The sequence below is a fragment of the Dyadobacter sp. LHD-138 genome (assembly GCF_030929615.1).
In the GTDB taxonomy this organism is placed as follows: domain Bacteria; phylum Bacteroidota; class Bacteroidia; order Cytophagales; family Spirosomataceae; genus Dyadobacter.
Genome location: NZ_JAVFVU010000014.1, coordinates 47,052 through 58,394 on the forward strand (window position 1 = coordinate 47,052; position 11,343 = coordinate 58,394).

Below are 11,343 nucleotides of genomic sequence, written 5' to 3' on the forward strand. Positions count from 1 at the left end.
TGAAATTATGACAAAAGAAACAGGTAATCACTTCGATGTCATCGTCATTGGCGGAGGCGCTATCGGGTTGGCCACGGCTTATCATTTAAATAAAAGAAGCTGCAAGACACTGGTGCTCGAACAGTTTAACTTCAAAAATCAGCTGGGTAGTTCGGCAGGGGTATCGCGGCAATACCGCATTCCGTACCCGGAGGAGTACATGGTACAAATGGCGCTGGATGCTCAGCCTTTCTGGAACGAATTACAAAATAGGACTCCCCGGAAATTACTGGATAAAGTTGGGACGCTCTGGTTTGGCGATCCGGCTGTGCATTCCACCGAGGGTAATATCGCCGAAGCAGAACAGGCGCTCAAAGCATTAAATGTCCCCTACACGACATTGACTTCGAAAGAAATTGAGGGAAAGTATCATTTTAAAAACTTGCCCGATACTTATACCGGTCTTTTCCAGGCGGACGGAGCCAGCATTGATTTTAAAGCCACGATCGAAACGTTATACGAGGCCGCAGAGAAAAGTGCTCATATTACCTTGAAAGAAGAATCGCCTGTTACGGATATAAAACAGGTGGGCAAATTATTCGAGGTCGTGACACCGAAAGGAACATTTATCAGTGAAAAACTGATCCTTGTGCCCGGGCCGTACATTGACAATGTTATCAACTTGTTAAACTTCAGAATCGAAGCGACTTACTGGAATATGTCGTCCGCTTATTTCAAAAAAACGGATCCTTCCATGCAATACCCCACCTGGTTTGTCTTTCAGAATGCCATTGCGCAAAACGGGAATCAGTTCTATGGTTTTCCGGGCGTGGTCTGGGATCATCCTGAGTATATCAGGGTAGCGCCGGATTTTGTGATTGATCCCTTATCAGATCCCGACCAGAGAAGTTTAGTGCCTAACTCGCAGGAGCTCGCTTATACATCGGAATGGATCAAAAATCACATGACCGGATTGGACCCTGTTCCGCATTTTACTTCCACCTGTCTGATCGCGCTCAGCAAGATTGCCAATAAGGAACTGCTGATTGATTTCGCGCCGCCTTATGTGCCCAACAATAAAAACATAGTCGTTTACGCGACAGGTTGGGCCGCGAAGTTTACGCCGTTTTTAGGCAAAATATTAACCGATCTATCTCTTGACGGACATTCGGACTTCGATATTACTCCGTTCAAACTGGGATATAATTTTTTCAAAGCTATTTAAATCCGACAATAACCACGATGAATAAGAATACTCCACTTAACAGCGGCATGGCGCCCGGAATGAAAATTGAGGTGGCCATCATAGGTGCCGGGACTTCGGGCCTTTACAGTGCTTACCGGTTGACAGAACATAAAAAATACACGGCCGATCAGGTGCAGATATTTGACATGAGCGAAAGACTTGGCGGCAGGCTGGAATCCGTCATCATGCCGGGAATGAACTTCTGGGGAGAACTTGGCGGGATGCGCTACCTGACTTCCCAGGAAATTGTGACCACACTCATTGAAGGCTATCCCGTCTCGGAACCAGATCTCAGCAAGCGAACGCCGGTACTGAAAGACAAAATGACGCCGGTGGATTTCCCCATGGGTAATCCCGCAGAATTGTTATTCTATTTGCGTAAGCAGCATTTCAAACAGGATGCGTGGAATATTGCACAGCGTTATGGCGAAAAACTTCAAACCAGGTATTACCTCAATGAAGATGACCACGGTTTCAGCTCCGATCAGCTGTTCAATAAAATTATTTACGAGGTATTAACGGCCGATCCCTGGTTTGTCGGAAACTATTCGGACAAAGTGTCGAAGGGCCCTTCTCAGTATGATTTTAGCTTTATGCTGACGAGCCGGGACTGGGACGAAGTAAAACCTAAACTGACCTATCATTTCAAGGGCTCTCCTTATGACGGACGGAAAGTGAATGACCTGGGTTTCTGGAACCTGATCAAAGACCAGGTATCGCAGGAAGGATATTCGTTTTTAGCCAATGCGGGCGGTTATTATTCCAATACCATCAACTGGAACGCTGCCGAGGCATTTCCATATATGGTTGGAGATTTCTCTGAAAACATTACCTACAAAACGATCGACGAAGGCTACGACAGCATTGCTTATGCTTTGGCTAATCAATACATGGGGCATGACGGGGCCTGTATCTGGTCGGAAAATAAACTGCTCACTTTCACAAGAGATCATGCTGAAAAGGGTTATCGATATGAGCTCACTTTCCTGAACCTGAAAACAAATAAGCGATGGAAAGCATATGCCAACACACTGATTTTGGCGATGCCGCGCAAATCGCTGGAACTGCTCGATCAGGACAATTTCTTTTTCAATGTTAATGAAAATACTGTTCTGGATAAAAACATACGCTCCATTATCATGGAACCTGCTTTTAAAATTCTGATGGGCTTCAAGCATCCCTGGTGGAAACAACTTGGGTTGGATTCCGGACATTCGATTACGGATTTACCGATACGTCAATGTTATTATTTCGGGACGGACCCTGTGACTGACAATTCGATGTTGCTGGGCAGTTATGGAGATATGGAAACGGAAACTTTCTGGAAGGCGCTTTCGGATGACAAGGTTTTGTTCAAGGTGAAAGCGGCCAAATCTGCCTCACTTAATGAGTTGAAGTCGCTGGACCATGTTCAGGCAACGCAGCTGATGGTGGATGAAGTGATGTCGCAGCTCCGTGAAGTGCATGGGAAAATGGTGGCCATTCCGGATCCCTATGTGACATATTTCAGAGACTGGACCGATGATCCTTTTGGCGCCGGATACCACGCGTGGAAAGCGGGTGTTTCCGTGAAAGATGTGATGCCTTACATGCGCAAACCGGATGCCAACGAACAGATTCATATCTGCGGGGAAGCGTATTCGGACCAGCAGGGTTGGGTGGAAGGTGCTTTCTGTGAGGCGGAAAAAATGTTGCAGGAGCATTTTGGTATGAAACGTCCTGTTTGGTTGAGTAAAGGGTATTACATGGGCTGGTAAGTGCTGTGCCTATAAATCTTAACGAATGAAGACCTTGCCGAATTTTCCGGCAAGGTCTTCATTCGTTATCTGATCATTTACAAAATACTTAGACAAAAATTTTACTGTCAATCAGGATGATAGCTCCGTTGTTATTTAAGGTAAACAGCTTCAAACCTTGCCAGCGGAACATTCTTTGAAGAGCTTAGCAATAAAGTTTCTCCTTTCAATGTGTAACGCGTAGCGGTTTGCAGGACTTTTATGAGTCGTTGTTCATTATCGGTATTTTGGCAGGCCATTTTTGTGGTAATAATTTTCGAGAAAGCGATGCGGCTGTCGGCTTTTAACTCATACTGTCCGTTGAGCACATTGCACCCGCCGTGCCCTTTGAAACGTCCTCCCTGGGATTTGAGGATGATATGCGGTTCGCGGCTATCATTTTTTGCAAGGGGTTTGCCGCCGATGTCGATCAGTTTCCAATATTTTTCGGTTATATCAGAGGATTGCATCGTAAGAATGTATCGATCCGCATGGGGACCTGTGATCGCATTTCCTTTTTTATCCAGCTGTATTAGTTTCTGTTCTCCGACATGGAAAATCGTTGTACTGTTCTTCGCTTCTCTCAGGAGAATCGAGTTTCCGTCTTTGCGCCATGAAAATGTTCCGCTCGACTTAAAAGACGCACTTTTTTTACCCAGATATTTTCGCTCGATTTGAAATGTAAGGTTCTTTTCCAGAGAAATGGTTGTTTCAATACCTTCGCAATCCGCACAGGGTGTAATGCCGTGATAAGTCCCGGGCCAATCCAGCGATTGAGCGCTCGTATGTCCGTCCGATTCGGTGTTATTTTTTCTGTTAAAACGCATCATCGGAACATCATTGGTCAGGAGGCTTAATGTATTTCCGTCGCTGCTGATGTTGTAGGAGGTAATTTGTTTCAGTGTTTTAAAATAAACCTGCTCCCCGTTGCCTTCACAAGCGATCATGGTCGCGATAGCATCCCCAAAGGTGATTTTGCTGCCTTTTACACTGACTTTTCCCCCATATCCGTTACAGCTGCTATTGCCGCTAAATTCAGAAAGTGGTGCATTCAGGATAAGCGTGGGTTTATTTTCAGGATACAATCCGTCAAATGCAATCCGGGGACCGGAAATGTAATTTAACGCCCAGCTACCCGAAAGCGCGGGAGATTTCGAGGGCTGGTGTTTTTCTCGATTGGCGGGTTTTTGACTCACTGCGCCATTTGTAAACGCCATAAAGGCAAAGAAAACAAAGAGGATGAATTTTTTCATTTTACGTTTTGCTTGATGAATGTTTTGAACAAAATCAGTTGATTTCCTCGTTGGGGTATTATGGGCAATATTTCAATAGCACTGTTTGGTTTTGCACTTAAATATCAATACTATTGCCTATGTCAGGTAGATGAAGGGTCAGGCCGGCATTCTTAAAGGTTTGAATGGCTTCTGATTTATCTAATTTGATAAACCCGAATGTATCATAGTGTACGCCTACGATCCTGGTTGTTTTAACAAATTGTGCCGCTTCGATCGCGTCTTCGACACCCATGGTCAGCACATCGCCAATTGGAAAAACCGCGAAGTCTAAGTCAGCCCATTTGGGGATTAAGGTCATGTCAAGGGAAAGTCCGGCATCGCCGCTGTAATAAAAGTTGCCGTCAACAGTTTTTAAAACAAAACCGCTCGCTACACCGGCATAACTTCCATCCGGGAAGCTGCTTGAATGTTGTGCGATCACCGCTTTTACAGTGCCAAAATCGAAGGTTACCTTGCCGCCCGGATTCAATGGATGGACATTTTTAACGCCTTCTTTACCAAAATAGCCGTACAGTTCCCAGCCTCCGACAACCATTGCCCCGGTACGGTTGGCGATCGCCACGACATCGAGCATGTGGTCAAAATGTCCGTGGGATACAAAGATATAATCGGCTTTTATGTCATCAATGTTGATATGTTTTGCCAATTCATTTCCCGAAATAAAGGGGTCAAATAAGATATGCTTTCCACCAGCCACGACCGAGAAGCAAGAATGACCATAATACGTAATTTTCATCGTTATGTTTTTAATGCAATAATAGTAATTTGTTATACAGAATCAATAGACAAATCAATACTTAGACATCATCGTTGAAATGCTCGGCTGCAAACCGGACGGGTTATCACGCAGCTGGCCTTGTTTATCCAAGATAAACAAGGCCAGCTGCGTAGGTAGAAAATCGTTGAATCCTTTTTTAAACAGGGTTTTATCGCTTTAAATAATAGAAATGGCCGTCCTCCGCGCCGACCAACAGGTCGCGGACCCCGTTTTTATCCCAGTCAACGGTTGTAGGGCTAGTATCGTGACCGGCCAGTTTTCGGCTCGAAAGATTACCCTGGTTTTTGAATTTTACTTTGCCATCCTGTTCGCCCAGATTCTCGTAGAAATCAACATTTTTGCTGTCGATCAGCATATCCAGGTCGCCGTCGTTGTCCCAGTCGGTCAGGGTGAATTTCCTTCTTCCGCTGCCACCATTTTGTTTCTGGTTTAAACGGAGTAATTCGCTGCCGGTTTCATTGTAAAAGATTCTTTTTCCCGGTTTGAGAAAAAGGGCGTTATTTTTCCGGAAGCGTTCGAAAAACGCCAGATATCCTTCATGATCCAGCATGACAAGATCGGTAAGGCCATCCTTGTTCCAGTCGGTTGCATAAGGCGTGGTCCGCCACTGCGTAGCTAGTTCATTGGGTTGCGGGGTCCACCAGTTCCATTTTGGTTTTGGCACCACATCACCCCAGTCGACCAGGACCGGCTGGGATTTGGCCAGGACAGGGGATTTTTTACTGCCTTTGTTACGGAACCATTCGACTTTCCCCCATATCGAATTCACAATAATATCGTGGAGCCCATCTCCATCCCAGTCGGTTACCGACAGGGTGGTATACCCCCATTTGGTTTCACAAGGTCCCTGAATGGAGCCGTTCGGTCCGGCCTGCAACCGAATCACCTTTCCATCCGCTTTTAAAAATTGCGGAGCCGCCCAGTCGGGATTAGAACCGCCGTTTTTGTTTTTAATAAATGTGATATACCCTGCGGAATTGCCTGTGATAATGTCTTCGTCTCCGTCATGATCCCAATCCACACTGACAGGTGTCGCCAAGGCACCCGATTTCACATTTCCTGCTTTTTGCTGAAAGTAAAACGGCGCTTCAAAAACCGGCATCCTGTCTTTCTTTTTACCTGTATTTCTAATATACGCCACGCGCCCATCTTCATCACCAACGATCAGGTCCACATGCCCGTCCTTATCCCAGTCAACAGCCACCGGAATAATCATTTCGAGATCCATTCTGATGGCGCCGGTGCTGTTGGAAAGATGTTTTCCTTCGGCGTATTCAGGTTTTTCACGGGAGCCTGTATTTTCAAACCAGGTAAGTTTATCTACAAATTCGCCGCAGATCAAGTCGAGATCGCCGTCACTGTCAAAATCTGCAAAGTTGGGGGATGGCGGACCGTATATGTCCAATATTTTCCCGCCCGCTTTAATCCTTCCTTTGTTGTGATAAGTGCCATTCTGATTTTCTATCAGATAAACGTAACCATGCAGGGTGCCGGTTATCCATTTTCCGGAAGAATCATACCCCGTGTCCCAGCCGTAGTCAAGCCAGTCGTCAATACCAGCCACCAAATCCAGGTCCGAATCATTGTCGTAGTCGACGAATTTCCATTCGGTAAAACGCGGTTTCTTTTTGAAATCGCGCTGAAGAGAATCCGGCGAATAAAGCAATACTTTCCGGCTGCCCTGAGCGGCTATAAAATCAATCATTTCTGAGCCCTGGTCCAGGACTCTCGGTTTGCCGTCGACATAAGAGACCTGCGGATTTTTAAGGCCTGCCCCAATGCGTACCGGTGCTTCAAAAACCGGCACTTTTTTTCCGGATTTGTTTTCAAAAAAATATAGCCCGTTGAAGGGTGCATCCGGGCAGGACAGCACCATGTCCATATCGCCATCCTGGTCATAATCCATGGGCAGGGGCCATGCCCAAAGACCGCCGCCAAGATCCGTCACCAGATCCTTATTCTGATATTCCAGCCTGACCAGATCCGGTAAAACGGGATTGGCTGGTTTTTTACCCGCGGGTGGTTGTAAAGCCACGGACGCGAAAAGTATAATAATACCACAGGCTAATTTCATTTTTGACAGGGTTTGATGAGTCGTTGCAGACACAGTTCAAAGACAATATGATGTTTTTTAAGGAAGTACGCCGGGTATTTCAACTCCGACTATCCCGTTGCCCATTTTTTATCGGTATTCCAGTCACTTATGGAAAGTAGAGATGGGGGAATGGCGGAGGAGCGCTGGAAATACCTTTAAATTATTTAAAAATAAAATCCTAAAAAATATTTGAATAATAGTTTTTTATTTATGTAAATAGTTATCTTTATAGTAACCTAGTTATTACCAAATCTGAAAAGAGAAAGGAGCTGATTATGGGAAAAGTCAGGAATATTCTGGAAACAAAAAAAATAGCGCCAATATCCATTCACCCGGATAGCACTGTTTTTGAAGCCCTGGAACTGATGTTTGAAAAAAATATCGGAGCGCTTTTGGTAATGGAGCAAAAGAAGTTTGTTGGTATTTTCACCGAGAGAGATTACGCGCGAAAAGTTATCCTGAGAGGTAAGGCCTCTAAAGAGATCATGATCAGAGAAATCATGACAGAAAATCCTGTTACGGTATCCTCAGATACGACCATAGAAGATTGCATGGCACTTATGACTGATAAATTCATCAGGCACCTGCCCGTTATGGACGACGAAGAGCTTATCGGAATCATTTCCATTGGTGATGTGGTCAAATACATTATTGAAGACCAGGAATTTATCATCGGAAACCTGAAACATTACATCACCGGTATTTAAACCGTTTGATTTTTGTTGTATTAGATTTCAGAATATTACCCATTAAGAAAGGACAGTTTTTGGCTGATAACATTTTTTAATAAGGTGGATTATGAATGACTTAAATACGTCTGAAACACCAGGCTGGCCTTTTTGGGTTTACGCACTCTTGGTTTTTGGTTTGTTAACACTGATTATTTCGCTTTCTTATTTTCTTGGACAACGTCATCAGGACCGGGCAACCGCACAGCCTTACGAATCCGGTATTCTGGAAACCGGATCAGCGAGGCTGCGGTTCTCTGCCCAGTTTTACCTGGTTGCGATGATGTTTGTCATATTTGATATCGAGGTGGTTTTTATTGTTTTATGGGCGCTGGCGTTCAAGGAACTGGGATGGCCCGGCTACCTTGGAATTTGTGTTTTTATTGGACTTTTATTTGCTGTACTGATCTACGAATGGAGTGTGGGTGCGCTGGACTTTGGTCCCGATGGGAAAAAGATCCTCAAAGCTTACCGACACCTTCCTTTAAAGAAACCTGTCATATGAAATGGTGGCTGAGTAATCCTTCCGAGCCCGCAAATGCGGTACAAGGCACGGGTTCTTTCGAAGAATCGGTGCAGCAAAGTATCATGCTCACCACCGTACAGGATCTGTTGGCCTGGGGACGTAAAAATTCGATGTGGCCTTTCCATTTTGGCTTATCCTGTTGTTTTGTGGAAATGGCAACGAGCCTTACCAGCAAATATGATGTCGCCCGTTTTGGGGCGGAAGTGATCAGGGGAACGCCCAGGGAAGCGGATGTGATGGTGATCGCAGGCACTGTTTTTGTGAAAATGGCGCCGATTATTAAAAGATTGCATGAGCAAATGATGGAACCTAAATGGGTGATATCCATGGGTTCCTGTGCTAATTCGGGTGGTATGTATGACATTTACAGCGTGGTACAGGGCGTCGACAAATTTTTGCCCGTCGACGTATATGTGCCGGGTTGTCCGCCGAGACCCGATGCTTTTATGCAGGGATTAATGCTTCTGGCCGATTCAGTTGGGAAGGAGCAGCGGCCTTTGAGCTGGGCCATCGGCCCGCAGGGGGTTATAAAACCCGAGCAGTTGGTGATGAAGGATGAGAAAAGAGAAGAAAGAAAAAAGATGATTGATTTTCGTACGCCTGACCATGTTTAAAAAAGTCAGAAGTATGTAAGTGCGGTTGGCAAACTAAAACCTCAAGAGCATGAATGAATATTCAGGCTTGGAAGATGAACTGATCTCCGTTTTTGGAGAATCCGCCATAGTTCAGCAGTCAGCAACTGATGGAGTAATAACCTTATGGGTAAAAAAGGACAATATGGTCAAAGTCCTGACTTACCTTAAACAAACGGTTGGTCATCCGTTCGGGATGCTGTTTGATCTCTCTGCCATTGACGAACGAAACAGGGTGAAATCAAGGTCGAACGGTGTTATCCCTCCTGATTTTACCGTCGTATATCATTTGTTTTCCTTTGAACGGAATTGTTTCATCCGGCTTAAAGTCGCGTTACATGGTGACTTCCCGGCGATTTCTTCCATCCATACGTTGTGGAAGAATGCAGATTGGTATGAAAGGGAAGTTTATGACATGTTTGGAATTCAGTTTGAAGGGCATCCAAACCTTAGACGTATATTAATGCCGTTAACTTGGATCGGGCATCCGTTAAGAAAAGAACATCCGGCACGTGCAACAGAAATGGGGCCGTTCAGGTTGTGGGATGAGAAACAGGACAGGGAGCAGGAAGCGCTGCAATTTAAACCGGAGGATTGGGGTTTAAAAAGGCACAGCGCCGACGCCGATTTTATGTTTCTGAACCTGGGGCCGCAACACCCGGGTACGCATGGCGTGCTGAGAATTATCCTTCAGCTGGATGGAGAGGATATTGTGGACGCCGTGCCCGATATCGGTTTTCACCACCGGGGAGCTGAAAAAATGGGTGAACGTCAGTCGTGGCATACGTACATACCGTACACCGATCGGGTGGATTATCTGGGCGGCGTGATGAACAACCTTGCCTATTTGCTGGCCGTGGAAAAACTGGCGGGTATTAAGGTCCCCGAAAGGGTGGAGGTGATCCGTGTGATGCTTTGCGAATTCTTTCGTATTGCCAGTCATCTGGTCTGGTATGGTACATTTGCACAGGATCTCGGGCAGCTTTCTCCGGTGTTTTACATGTTCACCGACCGTGAAAAGATCTTCGATATTGTGGAGGCGATATGCGGTGCACGCATGCATCCCAACTGGTTTCGTATCGGAGGCGTTGCGCAGGATTTGCCGGTGGGATGGGATAAACTTGTTCGCAATTTTATTGCGCATTTCCCCAAACGGCTCAGAGAATATCATAAGATGGTGATGCAAAACAGCATTTTTAAAGCACGCACGGTGGGTATCGGGATCTATACTTTGGAAGAAGCCATTGAATGGGGGGTAACTGGTCCGGGGTTACGAGCATGCGATTTTGCCTGGGATTTTAGAAAAAAACAGCCCTATTCCGGGTATGAAAACTTTGATTTTGACATACCCACGGCTAAAAATGGTGATTGTTATGACCGTGCCGTGGTGCGGGTAGAGGAAATGTCGCAAAGCCTGCGGATTATTGAGCAATGTCTTAACAATATGCCTGAAGGTCCTTACAAATCCGATCATCCGTTAACCACACCACCCGTTAAGAAAAACACGATGAAAGATATTGAAACACTGATCACGCACTTTCTGAATGTCAGCTGGGGGCCTGTGATTCCGGCGGGAGAGGCCATGAGCTGCATTGAAGCAACCAAGGGAGCCAACAGTTATTACCTGACCAGCGACGGCAATACATCGGCATACCGGGTCAGGATACGGACTCCTTCATTTCCCCACATGCAAATGCTTCCGTATATCAGCAAAGGCTACACGGTAGCCGACTTGTTGTCTATTCTGGGAAGCATGGATTATGTTTTGGCAGATATCGATAGGTGAAAATGTTCAGGTTAGACTATTATTCGTATTAAATATGCTGACAGCAGAAGAAATAACGGAAATAGATCACGAGATCGCACTAGTTCCCATTCGCAGGGCGGCCTGCATAGAGGCATTGAAAATTGTCCAGCAGCACCGTGGGTGGATCTCGGATGAGAGCCTGAGAGCCATTGCCGAATATATGCAGATGTCGCCTGAGGAACTGGACAGCGTGGCAACATTTTATAATCTTGTTTTCCGAAAACCCGTGGGCAGAAATATTATTTTGCTTTGTGACAGCATCACCTGTTATGTAATGGGTTACGAAAAACTCTACGAACATCTGAAAGCCAAACTGCGCATCAGCTTTGGAGAAACCACCGCTGACGGTCGTTTTACACTTTTGCCCAATGCCTGCCTGGGCACCTGCGATCATGCGCCGGCACTTATGATCAACAACGAATTGTACCGGAACGTGACCCGTGAAGATCTGGACGGAATTTTAGACGGATATAAATAATACC

The 11,343-nt window shown here is 45.6% G+C and carries 10 protein-coding genes; 7 read left to right on the plus strand and 3 right to left on the minus strand.

Going from position 1 to position 11,343, the window contains the following annotated elements; translation table 11 throughout:
* The first annotated feature begins 7 nt into the window (after nt 1-7).
* Both RB622_RS12580 and RB622_RS12585 read left to right on the plus strand, forming a co-directional pair.
* Nucleotides 8-1,204, plus strand: coding sequence for an FAD-dependent oxidoreductase (locus RB622_RS12580; protein ID WP_308046907.1), 1,197 nt, complete (start codon nt 8-10; stop codon nt 1,202-1,204).
* A gap of 17 nt (nt 1,205-1,221) precedes the next feature.
* Nucleotides 1,222-2,982, plus strand: coding sequence for an FAD-dependent oxidoreductase (locus RB622_RS12585; protein ID WP_308046908.1), 1,761 nt, complete (start codon nt 1,222-1,224; stop codon nt 2,980-2,982).
* A gap of 131 nt (nt 2,983-3,113) precedes the next feature.
* Here the strand turns inward: RB622_RS12585 and RB622_RS12590 are convergent, their stop codons facing one another.
* From RB622_RS12590 to RB622_RS12600, 3 genes are all read right to left on the minus strand, one after another.
* Nucleotides 3,114-4,253: an META domain-containing protein gene (locus RB622_RS12590; protein WP_308046909.1), complete on the minus strand. Its 1,140-nt coding sequence runs from the start codon at nt 4,251-4,253 to the stop codon at nt 3,114-3,116.
* A 97-nt stretch (nt 4,254-4,350) separates the two neighbouring features.
* A complete protein-coding gene (locus tag RB622_RS12595; protein ID WP_308046910.1) occupies nt 4,351-5,031 on the minus strand; it encodes a metal-dependent hydrolase in 681 nt (226 codons plus the stop codon).
* 190 nt (nt 5,032-5,221) lie between these two features.
* On the minus strand, nt 5,222-7,147 hold the full coding sequence (locus tag RB622_RS12600) for a VCBS repeat-containing protein (protein ID WP_308046911.1): 1,926 nt from the start codon (nt 7,145-7,147) through the stop codon (nt 5,222-5,224).
* A 296-nt stretch (nt 7,148-7,443) separates the two neighbouring features.
* Between RB622_RS12600 and RB622_RS12605 the strand changes: the two genes are divergently transcribed.
* The 5 genes from RB622_RS12605 to nuoE all read left to right on the plus strand — a co-directional run bounded on the left by RB622_RS12605 (nt 7,444) and on the right by nuoE (nt 11,339).
* Nucleotides 7,444-7,875, plus strand: a complete 432-nt coding sequence (locus tag RB622_RS12605; RefSeq protein ID WP_308046912.1) for a CBS domain-containing protein — start codon at nt 7,444-7,446, stop codon at nt 7,873-7,875.
* A 91-nt stretch (nt 7,876-7,966) separates the two neighbouring features.
* Nucleotides 7,967-8,401 (plus strand): NADH-quinone oxidoreductase subunit A, encoded by a 435-nt coding sequence (locus tag RB622_RS12610; protein ID WP_308046913.1) that lies wholly within the window; start codon nt 7,967-7,969, stop codon nt 8,399-8,401.
* Nucleotides 8,398-9,036: an NADH-quinone oxidoreductase subunit NuoB gene (gene nuoB / locus RB622_RS12615; RefSeq protein WP_308046914.1), complete on the plus strand. Its 639-nt coding sequence runs from the start codon at nt 8,398-8,400 to the stop codon at nt 9,034-9,036. The genes RB622_RS12610 and nuoB overlap by 4 nt, the downstream gene beginning before the upstream one ends.
* Before the next feature lie 49 nt (nt 9,037-9,085).
* Nucleotides 9,086-10,840 carry an NADH-quinone oxidoreductase subunit C/D gene (gene nuoC / locus RB622_RS12620; RefSeq protein ID WP_308046915.1) on the plus strand — a complete coding sequence of 585 codons (1,755 nt, stop codon included), beginning with the start codon at nt 9,086-9,088 and terminating at the stop codon, nt 10,838-10,840.
* Between the two features lie 34 nt (nt 10,841-10,874).
* On the plus strand, nt 10,875-11,339 hold the full coding sequence (nuoE, locus tag RB622_RS12625; protein ID WP_308046916.1) for an NADH-quinone oxidoreductase subunit NuoE: 465 nt from the start codon (nt 10,875-10,877) through the stop codon (nt 11,337-11,339).
* Nucleotides 11,340-11,343: the final 4 nt, after the last annotated feature.